This window comes from Curtobacterium sp. Leaf183, assembly GCF_001424385.1.
GTDB lineage: Bacteria > Actinomycetota > Actinomycetes > Actinomycetales > Microbacteriaceae > Curtobacterium.
Window position 1 is genome coordinate 345,685 of record NZ_LMPO01000001.1, and the last position, 25,372, is coordinate 371,056.

22 protein-coding genes are annotated in these 25,372 nt (G+C 70.6%); 10 read left to right on the forward strand and 12 right to left on the reverse strand.

What is annotated here, in order from left to right:
• Positions 1 to 161 precede the first annotated feature (161 nt).
• The 3 genes from ald to ASG04_RS01680 all read right to left on the reverse strand — a co-directional run bounded on the left by ald (position 162) and on the right by ASG04_RS01680 (position 3,447).
• Complete coding sequence (ald, locus tag ASG04_RS01670; RefSeq protein WP_056120175.1) at positions 162 to 1,262, reverse strand: alanine dehydrogenase; 1,101 nt, start codon at positions 1,260 to 1,262, stop codon at positions 162 to 164.
• 134 nt (positions 1,263 to 1,396) lie between these two features.
• A complete protein-coding gene (locus ASG04_RS01675) occupies positions 1,397 to 2,440 on the reverse strand; it encodes a helix-turn-helix transcriptional regulator (RefSeq protein ID WP_056119277.1) in 1,044 nt (347 codons plus the stop codon).
• Between the two features lie 44 nt (positions 2,441 to 2,484).
• On the reverse strand, positions 2,485 to 3,447 hold the full coding sequence (locus ASG04_RS01680) for a sugar-binding transcriptional regulator (protein WP_056120178.1): 963 nt from the start codon (positions 3,445 to 3,447) through the stop codon (positions 2,485 to 2,487).
• Positions 3,448 to 3,722: 275 nt separating this feature from the next.
• Here ASG04_RS01680 and ASG04_RS01685 point away from each other — a divergent pair, with 275 nt between their 5' ends.
• Complete coding sequence (locus tag ASG04_RS01685) at positions 3,723 to 5,468, forward strand: glycerol-3-phosphate dehydrogenase/oxidase (protein WP_056119290.1); 1,746 nt, start codon at positions 3,723 to 3,725, stop codon at positions 5,466 to 5,468.
• A 185-nt stretch (positions 5,469 to 5,653) separates the two neighbouring features.
• Here the strand turns inward: ASG04_RS01685 and ASG04_RS01690 are convergent, their stop codons facing one another.
• The gene (locus tag ASG04_RS01690) at positions 5,654 to 6,310 is read right to left on the reverse strand and encodes a histidine phosphatase family protein (protein ID WP_056119293.1); all 657 of its coding nucleotides are present in this window, start codon (positions 6,308 to 6,310) and stop codon (positions 5,654 to 5,656) included.
• A 28-nt stretch (positions 6,311 to 6,338) separates the two neighbouring features.
• Positions 6,339 to 6,461 (reverse strand): type B 50S ribosomal protein L36, encoded by a 123-nt coding sequence (gene ykgO, locus ASG04_RS01695; protein ID WP_022905672.1) that lies wholly within the window; start codon positions 6,459 to 6,461, stop codon positions 6,339 to 6,341.
• Positions 6,462 to 6,505: 44 nt separating this feature from the next.
• Here ykgO and ASG04_RS01700 point away from each other — a divergent pair, with 44 nt between their 5' ends.
• A complete protein-coding gene (locus tag ASG04_RS01700; RefSeq protein WP_056119296.1) occupies positions 6,506 to 7,534 on the forward strand; it encodes a GTP-binding protein in 1,029 nt (342 codons plus the stop codon).
• Between the two features lie 80 nt (positions 7,535 to 7,614).
• On the opposite strand, the gene ASG04_RS01705 is transcribed toward ASG04_RS01700, so the two are convergent.
• Positions 7,615 to 9,138, reverse strand: coding sequence for an MFS transporter (locus ASG04_RS01705; RefSeq protein ID WP_056119299.1), 1,524 nt, complete (start codon positions 9,136 to 9,138; stop codon positions 7,615 to 7,617).
• Between the two features lie 169 nt (positions 9,139 to 9,307).
• Between ASG04_RS01705 and ASG04_RS01710 the strand changes: the two genes are divergently transcribed.
• On the forward strand, positions 9,308 to 9,844 hold the full coding sequence (locus ASG04_RS01710; protein WP_056119301.1) for a DinB family protein: 537 nt from the start codon (positions 9,308 to 9,310) through the stop codon (positions 9,842 to 9,844).
• Positions 9,845 to 9,917: 73 nt separating this feature from the next.
• Here ASG04_RS01710 and ASG04_RS01715 read toward each other — a convergent pair whose 3' ends face one another.
• From ASG04_RS01715 to ASG04_RS01735, 5 genes are all read right to left on the reverse strand, one after another.
• Entirely contained in the window at positions 9,918 to 10,883 is a 966-nt protein-coding gene (locus tag ASG04_RS01715) for a sugar-binding transcriptional regulator (RefSeq protein WP_056119304.1), read from the reverse strand.
• A 164-nt stretch (positions 10,884 to 11,047) separates the two neighbouring features.
• The gene (locus tag ASG04_RS01720; RefSeq protein ID WP_056119305.1) at positions 11,048 to 12,028 is read right to left on the reverse strand and encodes a D-ribose ABC transporter substrate-binding protein; all 981 of its coding nucleotides are present in this window, start codon (positions 12,026 to 12,028) and stop codon (positions 11,048 to 11,050) included.
• A gap of 74 nt (positions 12,029 to 12,102) precedes the next feature.
• Entirely contained in the window at positions 12,103 to 13,248 is a 1,146-nt protein-coding gene (locus tag ASG04_RS01725) for an ABC transporter permease (protein ID WP_056119307.1), read from the reverse strand.
• Positions 13,245 to 14,846, reverse strand: a complete 1,602-nt coding sequence (locus tag ASG04_RS01730; RefSeq protein WP_162241679.1) for a sugar ABC transporter ATP-binding protein — start codon at positions 14,844 to 14,846, stop codon at positions 13,245 to 13,247. Before ASG04_RS01730 ends, ASG04_RS01725 begins: the two co-directional genes overlap by 4 nt.
• Positions 14,843 to 15,493, reverse strand: coding sequence for a DUF2291 family protein (locus ASG04_RS01735; RefSeq protein WP_056119309.1), 651 nt, complete (start codon positions 15,491 to 15,493; stop codon positions 14,843 to 14,845). Before ASG04_RS01735 ends, ASG04_RS01730 begins: the two co-directional genes overlap by 4 nt.
• 297 nt (positions 15,494 to 15,790) lie before the next feature.
• Between ASG04_RS01735 and ASG04_RS01740 the strand changes: the two genes are divergently transcribed.
• From ASG04_RS01740 to ASG04_RS01755, 4 genes are all read left to right on the forward strand, one after another.
• A complete protein-coding gene (locus tag ASG04_RS01740; protein ID WP_056119311.1) occupies positions 15,791 to 16,918 on the forward strand; it encodes a zinc-binding dehydrogenase in 1,128 nt (375 codons plus the stop codon).
• A 14-nt stretch (positions 16,919 to 16,932) separates the two neighbouring features.
• Entirely contained in the window at positions 16,933 to 18,258 is a 1,326-nt protein-coding gene (locus tag ASG04_RS01745) for an MFS transporter (protein ID WP_235515396.1), read from the forward strand.
• Positions 18,259 to 18,398: 140 nt separating this feature from the next.
• Positions 18,399 to 20,141 (forward strand): dihydroxyacetone kinase family protein, encoded by a 1,743-nt coding sequence (locus ASG04_RS01750; protein ID WP_056119314.1) that lies wholly within the window; start codon positions 18,399 to 18,401, stop codon positions 20,139 to 20,141.
• Complete coding sequence (locus ASG04_RS01755; protein WP_056119316.1) at positions 20,138 to 20,620, forward strand: ribose-5-phosphate isomerase; 483 nt, start codon at positions 20,138 to 20,140, stop codon at positions 20,618 to 20,620. Before ASG04_RS01750 ends, ASG04_RS01755 begins: the two co-directional genes overlap by 4 nt.
• Before the next feature lie 153 nt (positions 20,621 to 20,773).
• Here ASG04_RS01755 and ASG04_RS01760 read toward each other — a convergent pair whose 3' ends face one another.
• Complete coding sequence (locus ASG04_RS01760; RefSeq protein ID WP_056119319.1) at positions 20,774 to 22,243, reverse strand: xylulokinase; 1,470 nt, start codon at positions 22,241 to 22,243, stop codon at positions 20,774 to 20,776.
• Positions 22,244 to 22,387: 144 nt separating this feature from the next.
• On the opposite strand from ASG04_RS01760, the gene ASG04_RS01765 reads away from it, so the two are divergent.
• From ASG04_RS01765 to ASG04_RS01775, 3 genes are read left to right on the forward strand one after another with little or no spacing between them, the layout of a single operon-like run.
• Positions 22,388 to 23,455: a LolA family protein gene (locus tag ASG04_RS01765; protein WP_056119323.1), complete on the forward strand. Its 1,068-nt coding sequence runs from the start codon at positions 22,388 to 22,390 to the stop codon at positions 23,453 to 23,455.
• The gene (locus ASG04_RS01770) at positions 23,452 to 24,438 is read left to right on the forward strand and encodes an ABC transporter ATP-binding protein (RefSeq protein WP_082517726.1); all 987 of its coding nucleotides are present in this window, start codon (positions 23,452 to 23,454) and stop codon (positions 24,436 to 24,438) included. The genes ASG04_RS01765 and ASG04_RS01770 overlap by 4 nt, the downstream gene beginning before the upstream one ends.
• Positions 24,425 to 25,351, forward strand: a complete 927-nt coding sequence (locus ASG04_RS01775) for an ABC transporter permease (RefSeq protein ID WP_056119326.1) — start codon at positions 24,425 to 24,427, stop codon at positions 25,349 to 25,351. Before ASG04_RS01770 ends, ASG04_RS01775 begins: the two co-directional genes overlap by 14 nt.
• Positions 25,352 to 25,372 lie beyond the last annotated feature (21 nt).

The following is a 25,372-nucleotide window of genomic DNA, read 5'->3' on the forward strand; positions in this document are numbered from 1 at the left end:
ACGACGTGCACGCACCAACCCTGCAGCACCGAAAGCGACATCACCCATCCGGATGCGACGCGCCAACCCGCACCCGATGTCGCTTTCGTGGAGGTACCGGAGCGCCAGGCCGAACCAGCCTGGCGCGGGCGCCAGGCCAGACCAGCCCGGCGCGGGACGCGTCAGCGCTCCGCGGCGACCAGGCCGTGGGCAGCGGCCACGGCGTCGTTCGTGACGCGGCCGGCGTGCACGTTGAGCCCGCGGGCCAAGGCAGCGTCGGACTCGAGCGCCTGTTCCCACCCCTGGTCGGCGATCGCCAGCGCGTACGGCAACGTCGCGTTCGTCAGCGAGATCGTCGACGTGCGCGGCACCGCCCCCGGCATGTTCGCCACGCAGTAGTAGACGGTGTCGTGCACCCGGAACGTCGGGTCGTCGTGCGTGGTCGGCCGCGAACCCTCGAAGCAGCCGCCCTGGTCGATGGCGATGTCGACGAGGACCGAACCGGGGCGCATGTCGGCGACCATCGCGTCGGTGACGAGCTTCGGTGCGGAGGCCCCGGGGATGAGCACGGACCCGATCACCAGGTCCGCGTCGCGCAGTGCCTCGGCGATCGCGTGACTCGACGACCGCAGCGTCGTGATCCGTCCGTCGAACCGGGCGTCGAGCGCGCGCAGGCGCGGCAGGCTGATGTCGAAGACCGTGACCTCGGCGCCGAGCCCGAGCGCCATCGCGGCAGCGTGCTCGCCGGCGACACCGCCGCCGATGACCACCACGCGGCCCTTCGGCGTGCCGGGGACCCCACCGAGCAGCAGCCCCCGTCCTCCGTGGGCGCGCATGAGGTGGTTCGCGCCGACCTGGGCGGACAGCCGTCCGGCGATCTCGGACATCGGGGACAGCAGCGGCAGCGACCGGTCGGGCAGCTGGACCGTCTCGTACGCGATGGCGGTCGCGCCCGAGTCGATGAGCGCGTCGGTCAGCGGGCGGTCCGCCGCCAGGTGCAGGTAGGTGAAGAGCACCTGGCCCGGGCGGATCGCCGCGTATTCGGAGGCAACCGGCTCCTTGACCTTGAGGACCAGCTCTGCCTGCGCCCAGACGTCGGCCGCGGCGGGGACGATCATGGCACCGGCGGCCTGGTACTCGGCGTCGGGGAAGGACGACCCGTCACCGGCTCCGGCCTGCACGATGACCTGGTGGCCGTGCAGGGACATCTCCGCGACGCCCGCCGGGGTGGCTGCGACTCGGAACTCGTTGTTCTTGATCTCGGTGGGGACGCCGATGCGCATGGCGGACTCCTTCGTGGGCTGCGTGCGGACGTGCCGCGGTGACACCCACCATCCAGCCAGTCCCGCGTGTCCGGCATGTTGCGCCCGAACATCCGACTGGTGTGCGCCGGATCCGTGCGACGAGATTCGGCGGATCAGCCCCGGCTGCGGAGCGACTCGCTGGGGAGCTCGCCGAAACGAGCCCGGTACGCCGCCGAGAAGCGACCGAGGTGGCCGAAGCCCCACGCGCGGGCGATGTCTGCCACCGAGGTCTCGTCGCGGTCGGAGCGCCGCAGGTCGGTGTGCGCGCCGTCGAGCCGGACGCCGCGGAGCAGGTCGCCCGGGGTCTGGTCGAGGTGCCGCCGGAGCGACTGCTGCAGCCCGCGGGGACTGAGGCCGGCGGCCGAGGCGATCTCGGGTGTGCCGATCGCCTCGGCGGCGTGGGCGTGCACGAACTCGAGGGCACGGCGGAGCCGCTCGTGCTCCGGCCCCGTGCCGGGCACCGACGCCCGCCAGGACGTGCGCTTCGGGAACGCCCGGAGCGCGGCGCCGGCGAAGGTGTCGGCGATCGCGCGGCGAGCGGTCTCCCCGAGTCCGTGGCCCATGTCGAGCCAGGTCGCCGAGTGCGCCCGGACGGTCTGCTGCCAGATGCGGGTGCCCTCGGCCGTGGCCCGCTGGAGGGGCTCGAAGGCGAAGTCGGCGTCACCGGCGAGCTCGGCCACGAACGACCGGTCCAGCTGGACGAGGTTGAGTGCGATGTCGCGGTGGTGCAGCTGGTATGCACCGTCACTCGGCAGCACGACGGGGACACCGGGGTGCAGGTCGATGGTGTGCCCCGCGTACGAGATCGTGCTGGTCCCGCTGCGCAGCCAGACGACGATGAACTCGTCCTCGACGAGGGACTCGCTGCGCAGGTCGACCTGGAAGCGGGCACTGCGGAGCGACATCCGGTCGTCGCCGACGCCGGCGAAGCTCCAGCCACTGTCGGCCGAGGTCCGCCGGACGGCCGGCGTGCGCAGGTCGTACCCGGCGGAGAAGAACGCGACAGCGTGGTCGATGTCGGACCCCGCGAGCCGCTTGGACCAGCGGCCGTCGGTCGTTCCACGGCGGTCAGGGGAGGAGGTAACGAACCGTTCTGCAACGGGCAGAGCGGCAGCGCGCATCGCCGTCGTCGGCGTGGTTTCGCTGGAGAGCACCATGTCCGAGAACCTACGAGCAACCACTGACATCGGAGCCGGACCCGTCAGTTCTGCAGGATCGCCTGGCCGATGCTCTCGTCGAGGATCAGGTCGGTGACGAGGCCGGCCGCCAGTGCGCCACGGAGCGAGGCCGCCTTGCCCCGCCCCGCCACCACGCAGATCCGCCGGGGCGCGCGCTTGATCGTGTCGAGGTCGGGCCCACCGGCGCGGGCGTTCAGACCGATGTCCCGCCATGACCCGTCCGCGCGGTAGAACACCGTCGAGACGTCCCCGACGACCTTCGCCGACGCCAGCTCGTCCCGGTCCGCCGGGTCCAGGTACCCGCCGGAGTAGACGTGGGACGGCACCGGCGCCTGGGGTGCGCCGACCCCGAACACGACGACGTCCATGCGCTCGTGCAGGTCCAGCACGCGGCGGATCGAGCGCTCGCGGAACAGGGCCTCCTTCGTCGCGGGGTCGTCGAAGAACGCGGGGACCGGGAACTGCTGCACGAGGGCGCCGTAGGCCTCGCCGAACCGCCGGAGGATCTCGGACGCGTAGACGATCCCCGTGGTCCGGGTGTTCGCCGCGCCGTTCACCTGCACGATGGTCGAGCCGTGCGTGGTCTTCGGGACGAGGTACCGGCTGACCGCGCTGACGGTCGAGCCCCACGAGATGCCGATCACCATGTTCGACTCGATGTACTGCGTCAGGATCCGGGCGGCAGACAGCGCGACCCGCTCGAGACGGTCGACGTCACTCGTGTGGTCCGGCACCGGCACGACGTGCGCGTGCACCCCGAAGCGCGCGCGGATGTTCCGGCTGAGCGCGGCGGCCTGGTCGAGCGGCGACCGGATCTGGATGTCGACGAGTCCCGTGTCCCTGGCGTGCTTGAGCAGCCGTGAGACGGACGACCGCGACGTCCCGAGTTCGTCCGCGATCGCGTCCATCGTCAGGTCCTGCAGGTAGTACAGGTGCGCGGCACGCAGCGCCTGCTGCGTCCGCATCGGCTGCGCGGCGTCAGACATCCGCGGCACCCCCACCGGGAACATCAGCGGCACCCGCACCCGCACCAACTGCGGCACCCGCACCAGAACTCATGGAGCCAACCATGCACGGACGTGCACGGCCGCTGCAAGCCCTGTCGAGCCTCCCGTCCCCCGCCCCGAGCCGGGCCACGGCTGTCTCGAGCCGGGTCACAGGCGTTCTGCACGTTCGTGCATGCAAGTTGCCCCGACTTCTCAACAGGCGCACGATCAAGTCAAGACCAACGAACCGACCCCAGAAAGCGACGCGTACGCACATGTCGAAGACGACGCAGCCCCGACGCACGGTGACCGCCCTCACCGAGCGCCCGAACGCACAGGTCCTCATCGTGGGTGGCGGCATCAACGGCATCGCCACCTTCCGCGACCTCGCCCTGCAGGGCGTCGACGTCGCGCTCGTCGAGCGCGGCGACTACGCCTCCGGCGCCTCGGCGGCGTCGAGCCACATGATCCACGGTGGCATCCGCTACCTCGAGAACGGCGAGTTCCGCCTGGTGCGCGAGAGCGTCCAGGAGCGCAACGGCCTGATCCGGATCGCCCCGCACTACGTCAAGCCGCTGCAGACGACGATGCCGATCTTCTCGACGTTCTCCGGCATCATGAACGCCCCGCTGCGCATGCTCACGCACAAGCAGCGCTCCACGAAGGAGCGCGGCGCGATGCTCATCAAGATCGGCATGACGATCTACGACTCCTTCTCGCGCGACGGCGGCTCGGTCCCGAAGCACGTCTTCCGCACCAAGAAGGCGGCGCTGTCCGACATGCCGGCGCTCAACAAGGACCTGAAGTACACGGGCACCTACTACGACGCCAGCGTGCACGAGCCGGAGCGCCTGGCACTCGACGTGCTCAAGGACGGCCTGACCGCGGGCACCGGGACCGGGTCGGCCGCGACCGCCCGCGCCACGAACTACGTCGAGGCCGCGGGCACCCGCGACGGCGGCGTCCTGCTGCGCGACCTGGAGACCGGCGAGGAGTTCGCCTTCCAGGCCGACGTCGTGATCAACGCCTCCGGCCCCTGGACGGACCTGACGAACCAGGCGTTCGGCGGCGAGACCAAGTACATGGGCGGCACCAAGGGCTCCCACATCGTCGTGCACAACGACGAGCTGCTCGAGGCCACCAAGGGCCGCGAGCTGTTCTTCGAGAACGACGACGGCCGCATCGTGCTGATCTACCCGCTCAAGGGCCGGGTGCTCATCGGCACGACCGACATCGACGCCGACCCGTCGAAGCCCGTCACGACCACCGACGAGGAGATCGACTACTTCTTCGGGCTGGTCAAGCACGTGTTCCCGCAGATCGACGTGAACCGGGACCACATCGTCTACAGCTACTCGGGCATCCGGCCGCTCCCCCGCCACGAGGACACCGCCCCCGGTTTCGTGTCCCGCGACTACCGGATCGTCGACACCCAGATCCCCGGGCTCGGCGCCACGACCGTGCTGTCGCTGGTCGGCGGCAAGTGGACCACCTTCCGCGCCCTCGCGGCGCACCTGTCGACCGAGGCCACGCAGAAGCTCGGCGTCGCCCGCACGGTCGACACCACCGGCATGGCGATCGGTGGCGGCAAGGACTTCCCGACCACGGACGCCCAGCGCGCCCTGTGGATCAAGTCCCACCGCGACGGGCTCGACGAGCACCTCGTCGAGGGGCTGCTCGAGCGCTACGGCACCCGCGCGGCCGAGGTCGTCGACGTGCTGACCGACGGACCGGTCGAGCCGCTCGAGTCCGACCCGACCCTGACCCGGGCCGAGGTCGCGTACTTCGCCGAGCACGAGCAGGCCGTCCACCTGATCGACGTCGTGCTGCGCCGCACGAACCTGGCGTTCGTCGGCGGCGTCACGATCGACCTGCTCGACGAGCTGGCCGACGTGCTCGCCGGTGCCCTCGGCTGGAGCACCGAGGAGCGTGCGGACGAGGTCCAGCGCACCCTCGACGTCCTGCGTGAGTCGCACGGCGTGATCGTGCCCCTCACCGCCACGGCATCCAGCGCCTCGTAGGCGCCGCGGCGATCGAGACGCCTCGCTGAGACCGAGACGCCGCCGGCTACGACGGCGTCTCGGCGGGGCGGCGGCGTCTCGCGCAGACGACGGCGTCTCGCGCAGACGACGGCGTCACCACGCGACGGACGGGAGGCCCGGTGCCAGCTGGCACCGGGCCTCCCGACCGTCCGTCTGTCGGAGGTCTAGAACCGCTCGCCGGTCGGGTCCTGCGCGGTCCGGTCGATCAGGTCGTCGCCGCCCATCGGCTCGCCCTCCCAGTCGACCAGGCGCCAGCCGTCGGCGGACGACCCCTCGAGCTCGACGACACCGGTGTTCTCGAGGTGCCGGTCGGCGCCGAGGTCGTTCGGGGTGTTCTGCGCCGTGGTCGCCGCCCAGATGCGGATCGCCGCACCGTGGCTGAACGCGGCGGCGACCTGCACGCCGGTCGCCTCGATCTGTCGCACGGCGTCGTCGTAGCGGTCGAAGAAGTCCTCGCCGGTCTCTGCGCCCGGCATCCGCGCCTCGCGCTCCCCGGACGCCCACGCGTAGCAGGCGGCCAGGTAGCGCTGCACCGACGTCTGGTCGCGCAGCCCCTGCAGGTCGCCGGCCTCGATCTCGCGCAGTCCGGGCAGGACCACCGGCTCGAGCCCGAGCGCGTCGGCGAGCGGTGCCGCGGTGTGCTGCGTCCGGACCATCGACGAGACGAAGACCCGCTCGATGCCCCGGTCGGCGAGCGCCGCGGGCAGCGCCTGGGCCTGCTGCTCCCCCAACTCCGTCAGGCCCGGGCCGGGCACCGCGGCGTCGAGCACGCCGAGCACGTTCGCGGGGGTCTGGCCGTGGCGGATCAGGAGCAGTCGCATGCTCCCACCCTATTGACCGGCGACCGGGTCACCCCTGGCGGGTGTTCCACCGCGGGTTCTGCTTGTTGATGACGTACACGCGCCCGCGGCGTCGCACGACCTGCGAGCCGGGGATCTTCTTGAGCGCCTTGAGCGAGTTGCGGACCTTCACGGGGATCTCCTTGTTGATAACGGTTTTCATGTAGCGTAGTGCGCATGCGCTCCGCCGTCATCACGCTCGTGTCCGCCCTGCACCAGGCCGATGCCGACCGCGTCGCCGCCCGGCTGGTCGGGGTCCGCCGTGGCGCCGGTCACCGGGTGCACGTCGCGGGCAGCGCGTTCGCCGCCGCCCGGACGATCGCCGCCCGCACCGACCAGCTCGACCGGGTGTGCGGGCCGGACGCCGACCACGGCCTCGTGGTCACCCTGGCGCCGGGGTCGGACACCCGGGCCGTCGGCATGCTGCTCGCCAACGCGTCACGCAGTGAACACGGTCACGACCGGGTGCTCCGCCACGCGGTGACCGTCCTGCGTGCCGACGAGGTCGCACACCTGCTCTGGTCCGAGGTCGACGACGCGTTCGTCGCCGCAGACCGGGTGGCGTCCGCCGTCGAGTACGCCACCGTCATCGCGCTCGACCAGCTCGGGCCGCTGAGCGGACGCCGACGACGCGCCCTCGTCGCCCTGCTGCACCGGATGGCGCCGTACGCGACGATCATGGCGCTCGACCACGTCCGTGGCCCCGACGACCTGCCCGCGTCCAACGGCGGCGCCGCCCGGCTGCTGGCCACCGGAGCGGGCTGGATGCTCGCGCTGTCCGGCGGCGCCGACGCGGGGCGGGACGTCCACGACGACCTCGTCGCGCTGCGCTACCGGGAGCCGCTGCCGTTCCACCCCGGACGTCTCGCGTCGGTGATCGCCGAGGACCTCTCCCCCGGGGTCAACGGCCGGGTGCTGCGCTCGCGGGGCTTCTTCCGGCTAGCGTCACGGCCGGACCACGTCGGGTCGTGGTCGAGCTTCGGGGCGATGCTGGCCCTCGACCCGACGGCGAACCCGTCGTGGGACGAGGACGCCCCGATCGGGCAGGCGCTCTGGTTCGTCGGCGAGCGGCTCGACGTACGCGGGATCGAACGGGCGCTCGACTCGGCGCTCCTGCGGGCGCCGGAGCTTCTCGCGGGCCCGGATCTCTGGCGCGGATGGGCCGACCCGTTCCCGGTCTGGCCGGCGCTGCACGAGCACGAGTGACCACGCCCGGCGCCGCAGGCGCACGCGCACGCGTGACCTTGCCCGACCCCGGACGACGTCGCACCGGGGCCGGGTCCGGGTCACCGCGCCGGGTCCGCCTCGCGCTCGGCGGCCGCGTGCACGGCGTCCTGCGCGGCGAACGGCAGGTCCCCGAGGTCGAGGTGCGGGTTCGTGTCCTGCGTGAGGACGAGCTCGCGGGCCTCGTCGGCGGTCTCCACGGCGGGCATCGACCCGGGCAGGGGGCGCTGCGACGACTCCTTCATGCAGAACACCCCGACCGCCCCGAGCACGCTCATCGCCATCAGGAAGTACGCGGGGGCGAGCTCGTCACCGGTCACCGTGAGCAGGGCCTGCACGATGAGCGGCGTGGTCCCGCCGAACACCGCGATCGCGATGTTGTACGCGAAGCCCATCCCGCCGTAGCGCGTCGAGGTCGGGAAGAGCGCGGGCAGCGACGCAGCCTGGTTCGACACCCAGAGCGCCGTCATCAGCGCCAGCAGGGCGAGTCCGGACAGCGTGGACCACTGCTCGCCGTGTCCGATGAGCAGGAACGCGGGGACCACGAGGACGACGGTCGTCGCCGCACCGATCCACATCACCACGCGTCGCCCGAGCCGGTCGGACAGCTTGCCCGTCAGCGGGAGCATGACGGCGAGCAGCACGAGCACCGGGATCGTCAGGAGCGTGCCGTCGATCGCGGAGTACCCGAGCGAGTCGGTCAGGTACGTCGGCATGTAGCTCGTCAGCGCGTAGCCGACGGTGTTCGACGCGGCGACGAGCATCACGGCGATGACGATCGGACGCCAGTGCTCGCGCACCATGGCGACCACGTTCGCGGGCCGCTGCCCGCTCGCGTCGGCCCGGGCCTCGCTCGCCGCCTCCTGCGCCGCCTGGGTCGCCTGGAACGCGGGCGACTCCTCGATGCGCAGGCGGAACCAGATCGCCACGGCGCCGATCACGCCGGCGGCCAGGAACGGCAGCCGCCAGCCCCACGCGGTCATGGTCTCCTCGCCGAGGGTGATCTGCAGCACCGAGACGACGGTCGCGCCGAGCGCGAAGCCCATGTAGCTGCCGAAGTCGAGGATGCTCGCGAAGAACCCGCGGCGGCGGTCGGGGGCGTACTCGGTCACGAACGTGGTCGCACCGGCGTACTCACCGCCCGTCGAGAAGCCCTGCAGCAGCTTGAGCACCACGAGGATGACCGGGGCGAACACCCCGATCGTGGCGTACGCGGGCAGCACCCCGATCAGGAACGTGGACGCCGCCATCAGGATCAGCGTCGTGGCGAGCACCTTCTGTCGGCCGACCCGGTCTCCAAGACGGCCGAACACGATGCCACCGAGCGGGCGGGCGATGTACGTCGCGGCGAACACCCCGAGGCTGAACAGGATCTGCACCGCGGGTTCGGCGGTGGGCAGGAACACCCGCCCCATGGTCACGGCGAGGTAGCCGTAGACGCCGACGTCGTACCACTCCATGGTGTTGCCGACGACCATGCCGCTGACGGCCTTGCGCATCATGCTCTTGTCGACGACGGTGACGTCGCTCTCGCGGAGCCGACGGGTGTGCCGTCGGCGCTCGGTACTGCTGGGGTCGGAACCCATGCATCTCTCCTCGGGTCGGACGAACAGCCCGCGACGTTACCGAGCCGCCCGAGACGGCATTGACCGGCGATTCCCAGGGACCGGGCGTGTCCCCCGCGCCCGTCCACCACCGATCAGCAGCCCGCTGCGGAAACGGGCGGGCCGGTCACGACCTCGTAACATCGGGCCCATGGCGATCGAACCCGACACGAAGAACTGGACCTGGGTCATCGGGACACCGTGCCCGGACTGCGGCTACGACGGCAGCACGACCACGATCCGTGACGTGCCCGGCATCGTCGAGGCGAACGCCACCGGCTGGCCGACCGCACTCGCCCGTCCGGACGTCCGCGACCGACCGGACGATGCGACCTGGTCGACGCTCGAGTACGCGGCCCACGTGCGGGACGTGCATCGGACGATGACGGAGCGTCTGGCGCTCATGCTGTCCGAGGACACCCCGACGTTCGCGAACTGGGACCAGGACGCCACCGCGGTCGAGGACGCCTACGACGAGCAGGACCCGGCGACCGTCGAGCGGGAACTCGGCGAGGCCGCACACCGGGCAGCGCGCGCGTTCGACGACGTCCGTGACGACCAGCTCGACCGCACCGGGCTCCGCTCGGACGGCAGCGCCTTCACGGTCGCTTCGCTGGCGGTCTACTACGCGCACGATCCGGTCCACCACCTGTGGGACGTGCGGCGCAGCCACCAGGGTCGGCTGTAGTCGGACAGGAGGCGCGGGGCGGGCCCGCACCGGGCCTCCCGTCCGGTGCGTGGTGCGCCCGGAGCCGCTCCGCTCAGGCGAGCGCGTCGAGCAGGGCGCGCGCGGTCGCGGCGTCCGACACCAGCTCGTTGACCAGATGAGCGTGTGCGGCGCCCAGGATGCTCGGCACCTTCGCGGCTCCGACGGCGATGCCGACCGCGTGCGGGATCGCAGCGAGCGTCTCAGGAGGGATGCGCACCATCCGTTCGCTGCCGGGGAACTCGATGGCTGCGCCGTCGGCATCGAAGAAGTTGAGGCAGACGTCGCCTGCGGCGCTGTCGAACGCATCGTCCTCGACCGGGATGCCCCTGGCGAGCGCGTCACGGGTTGCCGGGGGCGCCCCGATGCCGAGCAATGCGCCCTTGGCTCTGTCCCAGAGCCCCACGACGTGCTGGAACCCCGGGTCTTCGTCGAGGCTGGCGCGCATCGCGGCACTCGGGATCGCCTGCGCGAACAGGAACGTCGGGGTGCCACCGGAGTACTCGGCCGCAGTGCGGGTGATCTCGTTCGTCTGGAACCACGGCATCGGGTCGGCCTGACCACCCACTGTGGGCACGAGCTGCACGCCGGCGAGCGAGGGCATGCCGGTCCGGGCGATCTCGTACGTGGTCCGCCCGGACGACAACAACACGGCGTCACCGCGGGTGAGTTCCATCGCATGCACGGCTGCCGCCACCGGTCTGGCGACGTCGGTACCGAGCGTTGCGGCATGCGTCACCGCGGTGAGGTACACCGCCTGCAGTCCGAGCGCATCCCGGAGTCGTTCGGCGAGGACCGTCGTCTCGTCCTGGAACGGATCGACGACCTCGATGTTCACGAGGCCCATCCGGCGTGCCTCGGCAACGAGCCGGGAGACGGTGGGGCGTGACACGTCGAGCCTGGTGGCGATCTCGACTTGCGTCGCGTCCTCGAGGTAGTACATCCGCGCCGCCTGGTACACGATGTCGAGCGGGAACCGAGCACCGCCCTGGCGGGATGTAGCGGCCCGGTCCTCAGCCATCCGTCAGCCTCTCATTCGTGGCCCCGTCGGCCCGTCCTGGGTCGGCGGCCGACCTCGACCTCTGACGTCTCATCGTAGTGTCTGGCTCTCGGGCTCTCGGGCTCACGGGGAGGACGGAGCAGGGGCTGATGTGGGGAACGCATCAGCCCCTGACTCCGGAGTGACTACTGCTTCAGGGTGAAGGGCGCCGTGAAGTCGTCCGCGTTGTCCTTCGTGATGAGGATGCAGTCGAACGACTGCTTCTCCTGCGAAGCCCCGGTCTTGCCCGTGCGGATGTAGCTGTCCGCTTCCTGCACGGCCTTCTTGGCGAACGTCGCCACGGGCTGGAGCACGGTGTACTGCAACTCGCCCGCCTTGATCGCGTCCACCGCATCGGGCGAGCCGTCGAAGCCTCCGACCTTCACCTGGTCGAGCTTGCCCGATTCCTTGAGCGCAGCGATGGCGCCGAGGGCCATCTCGTCGTTACCAGCGATGATGCCCTTGATGTCCGGGTTCGCCTGCAGGATCGACTGGGTCTTGTCGTGACCCTGCGTGCGGTCCCAGTTCGCGACCTGCTTGGCCACCTCCTTGAGGTCCGGGTACTGGCTCAGCACGGTCTTGTAGCCGTTCGAACGCGTTTGCGCGTTGTTGTCCGAAGGCGCGCCGAAGAGCTCGGCGTAGTTGCCCGAGTCGCCGACGTCCTTGACCCACTGCTGCGCGCCGATGGCGGCACCCTGGGCGTTGTTCGACACGAGCTGCGCCTTGGCGAGCCCGGTCTGGTTGATCTCGGCGTTCACCAGGACCACCGGGATGCCCGCGGCATCGGCCTTCTTCACCGCACCGATCGAGCCGGACGCGTTCGCCGGGTCGAGGATGATCGCGACGGACTTGTTCGTGATCGCGGTGTCGATGAGGTTGCTCTCGGTGTTCGTGTCGCCCTTGGACGCCGACACGTTCGACTTGTACCCGAGGGACTTGGCCTCGGCCGAGGCGACCTTCCCCTCGGTCTGCCAGTACGGGTTCGAGGGGTCGTTGACGATGATCGAGATCAGACCGCCCTTCTTCGAGCCGGAGCCGGACGAGTCCGAGCTCCCGGCCGAGCAGCCCGTGAGAGCGAGGCTGATGCCGACGCCCGCGACGAGCACCATTGCCAGCTTGCGGTTCATGTCGATGTTTCCTTTCGCTGTGTTCCGGCTGACGTGCGTCAGTCGGTGGTCTTCCAGGTGATGGCCGACCGGGCTCAGCCGGCGGCCTTCTCGGCGACGGCCCCCGAGGGGGATCGCGTGTCGACACTCGGAGAAGACGACGTGGGGCCCTGGCCGTTCTTGCGGCTCCGTGCACGACCGCGGTACTGCACGGCGTTCAGGAGGACGGCGAAGACGATCACCGCGCCGGTGAAGACCGTCTGCCAGTACGCGGAGACGCCGATGATGACGAGTCCGTCGGACAGGAAGCCGATGACGAACGCTCCCAGGAGCGTCCCGCGGATGTTGCCGACTCCGCCGGAGAGCGCGGCACCGCCGATGACGACCGCGGCGATGGCGGTGAGTTCGTACGAGTTGCCGGCGGTGGGGCTGGCACTCGTCAGCTCCGAGGACAGGATGAGACCGGCGATCGCTGCGCACAGGCCGGAGATCACGTAGACACGGATCTTGACCTGGCGGACCGGGACACCGGACAGCTCGGCGGCACGCTCATTGCCCCCGGAGGCGTACAGCCACCGACCGAACACCGTGCGGTTGAGCAGCAGGCTCGCGACGATCGCGACGACGATCATCACGATCACGCCGATCGGCAGGCCGAGGAGTCGGTTGAAGCCGAGCCAGTCGAACCCGGTGTTGCCGAGCGCCTGACTGCCCTCCAGGTTGTTGTACGTCAGGCCGTTGGTCATGAGGAGCCCGATGCCACGGACCACGTAGAGCATGCCGAGCGTGGCCACGAACGGTGCGACCTTGAACCGCGCGACGAGGATGCCGTTGACGAACCCGATGAACGCTCCGACGGCACACGAGATGATCACGACCACCCACACCTTCGGGTAGAGCGTCACCCCGCCGATCGCGACGCCCTTCATGAAGAAGCCTGCGATGACGCCCGAGAACCCGAGGGTCGAGCCGACGGAAAGATCGATGCCGCCGTTCAGGATGACGAGCAGCATGCCGATCGAGAGGATCGCGTACACCGCCACGTGCGACGACATGGTGAGCAGGTTGCTCACCGTGAAGTAGTTCGGCGACAGGATCGAGAAGACGACGATGATCGCGATGAGGGCGAAGAACGCCCTGCCCTGCAGCAGCAGCCGGCCGAGGTCGAAGCCGCCGGAGAACATCGCTGGGCGACGGCCGGTCGTGGTGCTGGTCATGGTGTTCCGTTCAGTGGAGGTCATGCGATCACTGCCTCGCCGGAGGCGGCCATGATCTTTTCCTTGGTGGTGTCGGCGCCGAACTCGGCAGAGATGCGCCCGCGGCTCATGACGACGATTCGGTGGGCGATGCTCAGGCACTCTCCGACCTCAGACGTCGAGTAGATGACGGCCAGTCCCTGCTCGGCACGCTCGGCGAGGAGCTTGAATACCTCGGCCTTCGCGCCGATGTCGATGCCGCGGCTGGGCTCGTCGAGCAGGATCACGTCCGGCTGGGTGGCGAGCATCTTGCCGATGACGACCTTCTGTTGGTTCCCGCCGGACAGCGATCCAATGGGCGCACTGCCGCCCGAGGCCTTGACGTGCACGGTCTGGATCGACTCCGTGACGAGGTCGACCTCTCTCCGGCTGGACATGAACAGCCCCTTGACGAACGACCCGATGCTCGCGAGCGACATGTTCGTGCCGACCGTCATGGTCTGCACGAGTCCGTCGCGCTGCCGGTCCTCCGGCACGAGCCCGAGACCGAGATCGATCCGCTCGGCGATCGACATCCCGGCGAGGTCCCGGTCGCCCATCAGTACCCGACCGCGGGTGAGCGGCACGCGGCCAGCCACCGCCTCGAGGAGCTCGGTGCGGCCGGCACCCATCAGCCCGTAGATGCAGACGATCTCGCCGGCACGGACGTCGAGCGAGAGCCGGTCGACGACGCTGCGCTCGCGGTTCTCGACGTCGGCGACACTGACGTCCTGGATCGAGAGTGCGACGTCACCGAACTCGACGTCGGGCGGGCTGCCGAGGTCGAATCCCTCGCCGACCATCGCGCGGACGACCCACTCGAGGTCGATGTCCGCAGCGACAGCGGTTGCGGTGATCGAGCCGTCGCGGAGCACGACCGCGTGGTCTGTGATCTCGAGCGCCTCTTCGAGGTGGTGCGAGATGTAGACGATGGAGACGCCGCGGGCGGTGAGGTCGTGGATGACCTTGAACAACACCTCGACCTCGGACGCGCTGAGCGCGCTCGTCGGCTCGTCCATGATGAGGATCCGCGCATCGACGCTCAGTGCGCGGGCGATCTCGACGACCTGCTGCTGGCCGAGCCGGAGGTCGGCGACCTTGGTGAGCGGATCGATGTCCTCTCCGAGCTCCTCGAGGACTGCCTTGGCCTGCTTCGCCTCCTCGGCGTAGTCCACTCCGGTCGGTCCGGTGATCTCGCGGCCCATGAAGATGTTGTCCCGGACCGACAGGTTCGGGGCGAGGCTCAGCTCCTGGTGGATGATCGACACCCCGTGCTCCCGTGCATCGACGGTGTCGGTGAAGGAGACCGGCTCGCCGAAGAGCGTCAACTCCCCGGAGGTCGGCTGTTCGACCCCGGACAGGATCTTCATGAGCGTGGACTTGCCGGCGCCGTTCTCACCGAAGAGCGTCGTCACCTGCCCGCGGTGGATCGAGAAGGCGACGCCCTTGAGTGCACGGGTCACCCCGTAGGTCTTGACGACGTCGGTCGCCTTCAGGACGACCTCACCGGTGCGCAGATCGGCCTCGCGCGGAACCGGACTGGAGGCTCGGCCCGCGCCGTCCTCGTCACCCCCCTGTGCATTGGGGTCGGCCCCGGTGCTCACTTGACCTCCAGCTGGGAGGGTGTGACGAGCCAGCCCTTCGGGTTCACGAGCTGGAACGCACCGGTCACGGTCACGGTCTTGCCCGCGAGCGAACCGACGTCCGTCTTCGCGAGGACCTGCTTCTTCACCTGGTCGTTCAGCGCACTCGCGGCATTCTGGTAGTCGATCTGGTTCGTGAACTGCCCGTACTCGATCGTCCCCGGTGCGTCCCGGAGGTCGGTGCCGTTGATCGCGGGTCCGGTCTGGATCCGGATGACGAGGTCGCTCGGGATGCCGCTGACGGTGACGGGGGAGACGCCGTCCTGGGCTGCGCCGACGATGCCGGTGAAGGTGGTTGCGAACTCGGGCCCTGTGCCCGCGTCGACCCCGTACTTCGTGGCGGCGGCCGTCTGGTCCGCGGCGATGGCCGTGGCGAGCGTGGCGGCCGGGGTCGCCTTCTTCGCGATCGCCTTCTGCACCTTCGGGAAGTTCGTCTTCCCCCACGCAGAGGCGGAGAACGCGGTGGGGCCTGCGCCGAGGTCGGAGCCCTTCGGCACCACCTTCGTCGACAGCGCCATCACGATCACGACGATCACGATCACGACAGCGGTGACGATGCGGCCCGTGCGCCGACGGTTCCTCGGTCGGCTGACCGTGGTCGCGGTCATCGAATCGGTTCCGCTGCGGTCGGAGAGATCAGGTGCACATCACGCTTCATCGCGGACGCTCCGTTCATGGGGGTCGGGGTCGAAGGAGAAATTATGTTCTTCACGTCTGTTCCGCAAGTCCAACACCGAAAAAACTTCGAGGTCACGTTCTCGGGCGGCCGCGATCGATGAAGAAATTCTGTTCTTCACTTCTGTTCCGGAAGGTGTATCGTCGCCCTCGGCGCGAGGAAGTGCCATCCGTGATCGTCGCGATGCAGCGACTTGCGCGGCAGGACGAGACCAACGGAGGTTTGCCCCATGTCCACGACCACCATCCCCACGCCCTCGGGCACGGAGACGATCCCCAGCACCATGCGAGCGGTCGTCGTCCACGGACCGGAGGACTACCGGCTCGAAGAGCGTCCGGTCCCGGTCCCCGGCCCCGGTGAACTACTGCTCAAGACGGATGCCGTCGGCGTCTGCGCGAGTGACCTGAAGTGCTACCACGGTGCCGCGAAGTTCTGGGGCGACGAGAACCGCACGGCGTGGGCCGAGCGGGACCGCATCCCCGGACACGAGTTCGTCGGCACGATCGTGTCCGCCGGCGACGGAGCCCTTGCCAAGCGCGGCGTTGCGCTCGGCGACCGCATCGCCTGCGAGCAGATCGTGCCGTGTTGGGAGTGCCGCTACTGCCTCGACGGCGCCTACTGGATGTGCGCCGTGCACGACATGTTCGGCTTCAAGGGCTACGACGGCGCCATGGCCGAGTACGTCCTCGTCCCGACGAAGGCCCTGACCCACCCGGTCAGGCGCGACCTCCCCGGGCACGTCGCCGCCTTCGCCGAGCCCCTCTCCTGCGCCTTCCATGCGGTCGAGCGCGCCGACATCAAGTTCAACGACGTCGTCGTGATCGCCGGCGCCGGGCCGATCGGCCTCAGCGCGATCGCGGGTGCACGCCAGAAGAACCCGTTGAAGATCATCGCGCTCGACGTCGTCCCCGAGAAGCTCGCCCTCGCCGAGAAGGTCGGTGCGGACATGACGATCAACATCGCTGAACACGACGCGGTGTCGGTCATCAAGGAACTGACCGACGGCTACGGCGCCGACGTCTACATCGAGGCGACCGGCCACCCCTCGGCGGTTCCCCAGGGCCTGAACCTGCTGCGCAAGCTCGGCACGTTCGTCGAGTACTCGGTCTTCAAGGACGCTGTGTCGGTCGACTGGTCGATCATCTCGGACGACAAGGAGCTCGACGTCCGCGGTGCCCACCTCGGCCCGCACACCTGGCCGGCCGCCATCAAGCTGCTCGAGGCCGAGACCCTGCCGATGGACGAGATCTGCACGCACCAGTTCCCGCTCGAGCGCTTCCAGGACGCCCTCGACCTGGTCGGCGACTCGTCGGGTGGATCTGTGAAGGTCTCGATCATCCCGAGCATGAGCGTCTGATCCGAAGGGTGCACATGGGTCCCGCAACGAACGCCACCACTCGCCCTCCGGGCTCAGTGTCCGAGGTCCGCGCCGCCGAGGGCCGCCTCGACCGGATGGGCATCCCCCGTCCGCTCGCACTCGGGTTCCTCGCCGTCCTGGTCTTCATGACCGGCAACGGCGTCGAGTCGAACTTCATCACGCCGCACATGGTCGCCGTGCTCGGGTCCCCCGAGGCCACCGTGGCGACGATCGTGACGTTCTACAGCCTGGCCGCCCTGATCGGCAGCTACGTGTCGGGCGCCCTGTCCGACCTGATCGGCCCTCGCCGGGTGATGATCCTCGGGTTCGCCGTGTGGGTCGTGTTCGAGGTGCTGTTCCTGCTCGCGCTCGGCGTCGGCAGCGTGCCCTTCGCCGCCACCGCGTACGCCATCCGCGGGTTCGGCTACCCGCTCTTCGCGTTCGCGTTCCTGGTGTGGGTGAACATCACGACGCCCGTCGAGCGCAACGGCTCGGCCGTCGGGTGGTTCTACGTGGCCTTCACGGGTGGCCTGCCGACGCTGGGCTCGCTCTTCGCCATCGGGGCCATCCCGGTGTTCGGCGGCGGCACCGTGGGTGAGACCGGCGCGATGGTCGCGTCGATCGGCCTGGTCGTGATCGGCTTCCTCATCCTGCTGTTCGGCGTCCGGCTGCCCAACGGGTTCAGCCGGATCGCCCCCGAGGGCGAGAGCGCCTGGCGGGTCATGACGAGCGGCATCCGGCTGACGGCCACCCGCCCGAAGATCCTGATGGGCTTCCTGGTGCGCCTGATCAACACGGCGCCCGAGTTCGGCATGTTCGTCGTGCTGCCCGCCGTGATCGCGAACGACCGCGGGTGGGGTCAGAGCCGCTGGCTGCTGATGACCGTGTGCGTGTACGCGACGAACATCCTGGTGAACGCCCTGTTCGGCTGGGTCGGCGACAAGATCGGCTGGCAGCGCACCGTCAAGTGGTTCGGGATCATGGGCTCCGCGATCGGGCTCGTCGCCTGGTGGTACGTCCCGCAGCTGGTCCCCGCCGGCTCGACGTGGGGCTACGTGCTCTCCGTCATCGCCGGCTGCGTGTTCGGCTGCCTGCTCGCCGGGTTCGTCCCGATGGGCGCGATCATGCCGGCGCTCGCACCCGAGCACAAGGGCGCCGCAATGGCGATGTACACGACGGCCGCTGGTGGTGCTGCGTTCCTCGGCACCGGGGTCGTCGCGGCAGTCTTCGCCCTGGGCGGCGGCGGCCAGGCGGTGACCTGGACCTTCGTCGGCCTGTACGCCTGCGCCTTCGTGATGATCCACTTCCTCAAGGTGCCGCAGGGCGAGCGCGCGCACTGACGGACCCCGGTCCGGCCGGGCACCCGCGACGAGTGCCCTGCCGGACCACCCGCCCGACCGGTGCCCGGCCGAGCCACCGCCTGACCGTCGACCCACCCGGCAGGCGCACACTGAACCCCGACACGACAGGACCCACGCTCATGACCACCATCCACGACGACCCCGACGAGTTCGCCGAGGACCAGCTCGCCGGCTGGCTGGCGCTGTACGCCGACCGGGTGCGCGGTGTCCACGGCGGCGTCGTCGCCCTGCCGACCGAGCACGCGGACCCGCAGGTCGCGGTCGTCATCGGCGGCGGCTCGGGCCACTACCCCGCGTTCTGCGGTGTCGTCGGCCCGGGCTTCGCCACCGGCGCCGTCGTGGGCAACGTCTTCACCTCGCCGTCGACGGCCCAGGTCTACGCGGTCGCCAAGGCCGCCGACCAGGGCCGTGGCGTCGTGCTGTCGTTCGGCAACTACGCCGGGGACACGATGAACTTCGGGCTGGCGGCCGAACGGCTGAACGCCGAGGGCATCGACACCCGGATCGTCATCGTCACCGACGACGTGGCCAGCGCCGACGAGGAAGCGAAGCGCCGCGGGATCGCCGGGGACTTCTCGGTGTTCAAGGCGATGGGCGCGGCAGCCGCAGCGGGCGCGGACCTCGACGAGGTCGAGCGCATCGGGACCGCGTCCAACGCCGCCACGCGCACGATCGGCGTCGCCTTCTCGGGCTGCACGATGCCCGGCGCCACCGAACCGCTGTTCACCGTGCCCGACGGCCACCTGGGTCTGGGGCTCGGCATCCACGGCGAGCCGGGCATCGAAGATGTCCCGCTGCTCCGTGCGACGGACCTGGCGGCGCTGCTCGTCGAGCGGCTGCTGTCCGAGCGTCCCGCGAGTGCGGGGACCCGTGTCGCACCGATCCTGAACGGGCTCGGCGACACGAAGTACGAAGAACTCTTCCTGCTCTGGGGCCGAGTGCTCCCCCTGCTGCAGGAAGCCGGCCTCGAGGTCGTGGACCCCGAGGTCGGCGAGCTCGTCACCAGTCTGGACATGGGCGGCTGCTCGCTCACGCTCCAGTGGCTCGACGACGAGCTCGAGACACTCTGGCGCGCCGACGCCTACACGCCGGCGTACCGCAAGGTCGCGGCGCCGGTCGCCGCGCTCGTGCCGGCCGAGGCGGTGGCCGACGCCGAGGACGACGCACTCGTCGTGCCGGACGCGACCGAGGCCTCCCGGCACGCCGCGCAGACCGCGCGCGCTGCGATCGACGCAATCGACGCGCTGCTCCGCGAGCACGAGGAGGAGCTGGGCCGCATCGACGCGGTCGCCGGCGACGGCGACCACGGCCGCGGCATGGTCAAGGGCATCGGTGCCGCCGGCAAGGCGGTCGACCGGGTCGGCCAGGAGGCCGGGGTCGCCTTCGTCCTCGGACGCGCCGGTGACGCGTGGGCCGAGTTCGCCGGCGGCACGTCCGGGGTGCTGTGGGGTGCAGCGCTCGAGGCCTTCGGCCGCTCGCTCGGCGACGACCGCTCCGCGATCGAGCCCACCGACGTCGTCGACGCCGCCCAGGCCTTCGCCGACTCGATCGTGCTCCTGGGCGGGGCGTCACGCGGCGACAAGACGCTGCTCGACGCGCTGCTGCCGTTCGTCGAGGACCTGCGGTCGTCGGTCGGGTCCGGCAGTCCGCTCGCCGACGCATGGCAGTCCGCCGCCGCCGTCGCGGTCACCGAGGCGCAGGCGACCGCCGACCTCAGGCCGAAGGTCGGGCGCGCCCGACCGCTGGCCGAGAAGAGCCTGGGGACGCCCGACGCGGGCGCCACCTCGATGGGGATGATCCTCACGCGCGTCGGCGAGGTCCTCGCCGACCGTGCAGCAGACAAGGAAGGAACGCACGCATGACGTACCGTCTCGTGATCGGCTCGGATGACGCCGGGTTCGACTACAAGGAGATCATCAAGCGGGACTTGCAGAGCGACGACCGCGTGACGTCCGTGGTGGACGTCGGGGTCGACGCGGACGGGCACACCGCCTACCCGCACGTCGCCGTCGATGCCGCTCGTCTCGTCGCGAACGGCGAGGCCGACCGGGCCATCCTGATCTGCGGCACCGGGCTCGGCGTCGCGATCAGCGCGAACAAGGTCCCCGGCATCCGTGCCGTCACCGCGCACGACTCGTACAGCGTCGAGCGCTCCGTGCTGTCCAACGACGCGCAGGTGCTCTGCATGGGGCAGCGGGTGATCGGGGTCGAGCTGGCCCGACGCCTGGCGAAGGAGTGGCTCGGCTACGAGTTCGACACCGCGTCGGCGAGCGCCGAGAAGGTCGCCGCCATCTGCGAGTACGACGGCAGCGCGCCGGCCGGCGTCGACGCGCAGGCGTAGGGCGCGCTCGCGGCCGACGCCGTCGCACAACCAAGAGCAGTTCGCACCACGGATTCCCGTGGTGCCAACTGCTCCCGGTTGTGCGGCGCCACTCCGCGCCAGCGGCACACGACCGGCCAGCGGAGCCACTCCGCGCCAGAGGCGACTGACGCGTCAGCTCCGCGCCGCCAACCGGTGCACGACGGCCTTCGTCGCCTCGTACAGCTCGCGGTAGTCGCGGTACCCCTGCTCGTACGCCGCGTGCGCAACGGGGTCCGGCTCGATGCGCTCGGCGGGCCGGTTCCACGCGGCGATGTCGACGTCGGCAACGAGTGCCGCCGCCAGGAACGCCGACCCGTACGCCGCTCCGACGGTCACCGTGGGGATCGTCTGCGGCAGGCCCGTCACGTCGGACACGATCCGCGGCCACAGCCGCCCGAGCAGCCCCCCGCCCGCACCGACGAGCTCGTCGACCACGACCCCCGCGTCCCGCAGCACCTCCACGTTGTGCCGCACCGCGTACGCCGTCGCCTCGAGCGTCGCCCGGTACAGGTCGCCCCGCGTGTGCCGCACCGTGAGTCCGGCGATCACCCCGCGCGCGTCGGGGTCCGCGATCGGCGTCCGCTCACCCGCGAAGTACGGCAGCATCAGCAGCCCGCGTGCGCCGATCCCGGAGGCGTCCGCCTCGTCGAGCATCGACCGCCAGTCGCCGTCGACGAGCCGCCGGAGCCACTCGGTGATCGCCCCGGAGGTCGCCATCCCGCCGGACACGCTCGGCTGCTCCGGGTGGGTGCCCACCGTCGTCCACATGCCCGGCACCGGGGTCGGCTCGGCGGTCGGCACGATCATGAACATGGTGGTTCCGTACTGCAGGAACATCCGGCCCGGCACGGACTCGCCCACGCTGACCCCCTCTGCCCAGGCGTCGATGGTCCCGGCGGTGACCGGGATGCCGGCCGGGAGGCCCGTGGCCGCGGCCGCGGCGGCGGTCACCGTCCCCGCCTGGTCACCGGACCAGAGCAGGCGCGGCATGGGCAGACCGGGCGCGAGTCGGTCGCACCACTCCGGGATCCACGCGTTCGTGTGGACGTCGTACAGCGGCGTGGTCTGGCTGGCGGAGTGGTGGTCGAGGACGTACTCCCCCGTCAGGAGCTCGACCACGCGCGACGACGGCATCGTGAACCGCGCGGCGCGTTCCCACACCGCGGGTTCGTGACGGGCGACCCAGGCGAGCTTGGCCCCGGCGGCCTGGGTGCTCAGCGCCGATCCGCATCGCTGTCGGACGGCGTCCTCACCGCCGAGCTCGGCGGTCAGGTCCGCGAGCATCGCCGCCGACCGGGTGTCGATGCCGTACAGCACCGCGGGGCGCAGCGGCTCGCCGGCGTCGTCGGTCAGCAGCACGCACGGGCCGATCCCGCTCACGCCGACCGAGACCACGTCGACGTCGGGGACGACCGCCAGGAGTTCCCGCGTCAGTGCGCCGAACTCGTCCCACCAGACGGCGCCGTCCATCTCGACCAGGCCCTGCTCGGGGCGGTCGACCTCGTGGTGGCGGACGACCTCGGCGATGACGTGTCCGTCGAACCGCACCAGCAGCGCCTTCGTGCTCGACGTCCCGATGTCCAGACCGAGCACTGCCCGCATGCCGTCTCCTTCGCCGCCATCCGACCCGACGGGGCCGCACGCCCGAGTCTACGAAGGTCCGCGGACCGCGTCGGAGCACAGCGGACTGTCGGTTGCCGGACCTACTGTGCTCACGACTCCAACGCTCCACCGAGGGGATCCGCAATGAAGAAGTCCGCATGGCTGCCCGCCGTCATCGCACCCGTGGTCGTCGCCGGTGCCATCGCCGCCCCGGCACTGGCCAACGCCGCCGACACCCCGCTCGCCGGGTCCCACCCCACCGCAGCGGACGTGATCGCCAGCGTCGCGAAGTCCTCCGACGCGCAGTACTCGGGCAAGCTCTCGCAGACCAGTGACCTCGGACTCCCCGAACTGCCCACCGGCTCGGGTGGGTCCTCGCTCGAGGGCAACGCCTCGGACGCGCTCAGCATGCTCACCCAGTCGCACACCGCCCGCGTGTACGTCGACGGTGGGTCCAAGCAGCGCATCCAGGTCACCCAGCAGCTCGCCGAGCAGGACCTGGTCCGCAACGGCAGCGACGTCTGGACCTGGGACTCGAAGCAGCGCGAGGCCACCCACGTCACCCTGCCGAAGGACACCGCGACCTCGCTCGAGCACGGCACGACGACCCCGGCCGACATCGCGAAGCAGGCCATCGACGCCATCACGCCGAGCACCTCGGTGTCCAAGCCGACCAGCACCACGGTCGCCGGTCAGCGCGCCTGGCAGGTCGTGCTGACGCCGAAGTCCTCCGACACCCTCGTGGGCCGCGTCGAGCTCGCCGTCGACCAGCAGACCGGCCTGCCGCTCCGCGCCACGGTCCTGGCGAAGGGCCAGTCCGACCCGGCGTTCCAGGTCGGCTACACCAGCCTCTCCTACGGCGCCCCGGCCTCGCGGCTGTTCGACTTCACCCCGCCGTCCGACGCGAAGGTCACCACGAAGGACCTGTCCGACGTCGAGCACCATGCCGGTCACCGGGGCCACGCGGGCGACCGCGGCGCCGCGCCGACCACCACCGGCACCGGGTGGGCCATGATCGCCGAGCTCCCCGCCGGCAGCGCGGACACCAGCAGCCTCGACGCCGACGGCAGCGCCCTGCTCGGTCAGGTGACGAAGGCCGTCGACGGTGGCCGGGCCATCCAGACCTCGCTGGTCTCGGTGTACCTCACCGATGACGGTCGGGTCCTGGCAGGTGCCGTGCCGGTGTCGTCCCTGGTCGCCGCCGCCAAGTGAGCACGACCGCACCGACCGAGCACGACCGGACCGGCGCGGTGACGGATCCGGAGCTGGCGATCCGCACCGCGGGCCTGGCGAAGGTCTTCCGCAGACAGCGCGCGGTCGACGGGATCGACCTCGCGGTCCCCCGGGGGTCCGTGTACGGGTTCCTCGGGCCGAACGGCTCCGGCAAGACGACCACCATCCGGATGCTGCTCGGACTGTCGTCGGCGACGGGCGGGTCGATCCAGGTGCTGGGCGAGTCCATGCCGCAAGCGCTGCGCACCGTGCTCCCCCGGGTCGGGGCGCTGGTCGAGGGGCCCGCGTTCTACCCGTACCTGTCCGGGCGGGCGAACCTGTCCCGGTTCGACGCCGCCGACCCGACCACGGACGCCCGCACGCGCAAGGACCGGGTCGCCACGGCGCTCGACCGTGTCGGGCTCTCCCACGCCGCCGACAAGAAGGCGCACGCGTACTCGCTCGGCATGAAGCAACGGCTGGGACTCGCGAACGCCCTCCTGACGCCCCGCGAGCTGCTGGTGCTCGACGAACCGACGAACGGCCTCGACCCGCAGGGCACCCGCGAGGTCCGCAACCTCATCCGCTCCCTCGCCGACGACGGCACGACGGTGTTCGTCTCGAGTCACCTGCTCGCCGAGATCGAGCAGGTCTGCACGCACGCCGGGGTGATGCGCACGGGCAAGCTCGTCGCGCAGGGCACGCTCGACGACCTCCGCTCGGCGGGCGCACGCACGGTGACGGTCCGCACCCCCGACGTCGGGCAAGCAGGCTCGGTCATGATGCGCCTCGGTCTGAGCCCACGGCACGACGGCGGTGCCGATGCGCTCGTCGCCGACCTGCCCGCCTCCCTGCTGCCCGAGACCATCGTCACCGAGCTGGTGCACGCCGACGTCCGGGTCCGGGGCATCGCCGTCGGCGGCGGCACCCTCGAGGACCTCTTCGTCGCGCTCACCGGGGAGGGCTTCGATGTCGCTGCCTGACCCGACCACCGCGACCACGGCCTCCAGTCCGGCCGGCGACGCGACGGCGCAATCGGCTGCGCCGCAGACGTCGCCCGTGCCGTCGCCGGCGCGGCCCCGCACGCGCACCTTCGCCCTGCTCGGCTCCGAACTCGCACTCGTGTTCCGCCGCCGGCGCACGTGGGCGATGCTCGGCGCACTGGGCCTGGTGCCGATCCTCATCGCCGTCGCGGTGCGCCTGACCACAGGAGGCGACTCCGGTGGCCCCGCGTTCCTGGGCGACATCACGAACAACGGGTTGTTCGTGTCGTTCACCGCGCTCACGGTCTCGATCCCGCTGTTCCTGCCGCTCACGGTCGGCGTCGTGGCGGGTGACACGGTCGCGGGCGAGGCCAGCCACGGCACGCTCCGGTACCTGCTCGTCGCACCGACCGGGCGACTCCGCTTCATGCTCGTCAAGTACGTCGGCGCAGTGGCGTTCTGCCTGGCGGCGACGGTCGTCATCGTGCTCGTCGGTGCGGCGATCGGCGCGCTGCTGTTCCCGATCGGTCCGGTCACGCTGCTGTCGGGCACCCAGGTCGACGGCTGGTCCTACGCGGGCCGAGCGGTGCTGCTCGCGCTGTACGTCACGCTGTCGATGCTCGGGCTCTCCGCGATCGGCCTGTTCGCGTCGTCGTTGACCAACGTGCCCGTCGGGGCGATGGCCGCCACGGTCGTCCTCGCCGGTGCGTCCCAGGTGCTCGACCAGCTGCCGCAGCTCGACTGGCTGCACCCGTTCCTGTTCTCCCACCAGTGGCTCGGCTTCGGCGACCTGCTGCGCGACCCGATCGCCTTCGACTCCTTCGGCAGCAACGCCCTGCTGCAGCTCGGCTACGTCGCGGTGTTCGGCACCCTCGCCTACGCCCGGTTCGCGTCGAAGGACGTCCTGAGCTGAGCACGTGACACGACGACGGGC

What these genes read in the sequence shown, in the direction of transcription:
- ald (WP_056120175.1), bottom strand. Translation starts at nt 1,262, where the DNA reads ATGCGCATCGGCGTCCCCACCGAGATCAAGAACAACGAGTTCCGAGTC.
- ASG04_RS01675 (WP_056119277.1), bottom strand. Translation starts at nt 2,440, where the DNA reads ATGGTGCTCTCCAGCGAAACCACGCCGACGACGGCGATGCGCGCTGCC.
- ASG04_RS01680 (WP_056120178.1), bottom strand. Translation starts at nt 3,447, where the DNA reads ATGTCTGACGCCGCGCAGCCGATGCGGACGCAGCAGGCGCTGCGTGCC.
- ASG04_RS01685 (WP_056119290.1), top strand. Translation starts at nt 3,723, where the DNA reads ATGTCGAAGACGACGCAGCCCCGACGCACGGTGACCGCCCTCACCGAG.
- ASG04_RS01690 (WP_056119293.1), bottom strand. Translation starts at nt 6,310, where the DNA reads ATGCGACTGCTCCTGATCCGCCACGGCCAGACCCCCGCGAACGTGCTC.
- ASG04_RS01700 (WP_056119296.1), top strand. Translation starts at nt 6,506, where the DNA reads ATGCGCTCCGCCGTCATCACGCTCGTGTCCGCCCTGCACCAGGCCGAT.
- ASG04_RS01705 (WP_056119299.1), bottom strand. Translation starts at nt 9,138, where the DNA reads ATGGGTTCCGACCCCAGCAGTACCGAGCGCCGACGGCACACCCGTCGG.
- ASG04_RS01710 (WP_056119301.1), top strand. Translation starts at nt 9,308, where the DNA reads ATGGCGATCGAACCCGACACGAAGAACTGGACCTGGGTCATCGGGACA.
- ASG04_RS01715 (WP_056119304.1), bottom strand. Translation starts at nt 10,883, where the DNA reads ATGGCTGAGGACCGGGCCGCTACATCCCGCCAGGGCGGTGCTCGGTTC.
- ASG04_RS01720 (WP_056119305.1), bottom strand. Translation starts at nt 12,028, where the DNA reads ATGAACCGCAAGCTGGCAATGGTGCTCGTCGCGGGCGTCGGCATCAGC.
- ASG04_RS01725 (WP_056119307.1), bottom strand. Translation starts at nt 13,248, where the DNA reads ATGACCTCCACTGAACGGAACACCATGACCAGCACCACGACCGGCCGT.
- ASG04_RS01735 (WP_056119309.1), bottom strand. Translation starts at nt 15,493, where the DNA reads ATGACCGCGACCACGGTCAGCCGACCGAGGAACCGTCGGCGCACGGGC.
- ASG04_RS01740 (WP_056119311.1), top strand. Translation starts at nt 15,791, where the DNA reads ATGTCCACGACCACCATCCCCACGCCCTCGGGCACGGAGACGATCCCC.
- ASG04_RS01745 (WP_235515396.1), top strand. Translation starts at nt 16,933, where the DNA reads ATGGGTCCCGCAACGAACGCCACCACTCGCCCTCCGGGCTCAGTGTCC.
- ASG04_RS01750 (WP_056119314.1), top strand. Translation starts at nt 18,399, where the DNA reads ATGACCACCATCCACGACGACCCCGACGAGTTCGCCGAGGACCAGCTC.
- ASG04_RS01755 (WP_056119316.1), top strand. Translation starts at nt 20,138, where the DNA reads ATGACGTACCGTCTCGTGATCGGCTCGGATGACGCCGGGTTCGACTAC.
- ASG04_RS01760 (WP_056119319.1), bottom strand. Translation starts at nt 22,243, where the DNA reads ATGCGGGCAGTGCTCGGTCTGGACATCGGGACGTCGAGCACGAAGGCG.
- ASG04_RS01765 (WP_056119323.1), top strand. Translation starts at nt 22,388, where the DNA reads ATGAAGAAGTCCGCATGGCTGCCCGCCGTCATCGCACCCGTGGTCGTC.
- ASG04_RS01775 (WP_056119326.1), top strand. Translation starts at nt 24,425, where the DNA reads ATGTCGCTGCCTGACCCGACCACCGCGACCACGGCCTCCAGTCCGGCC.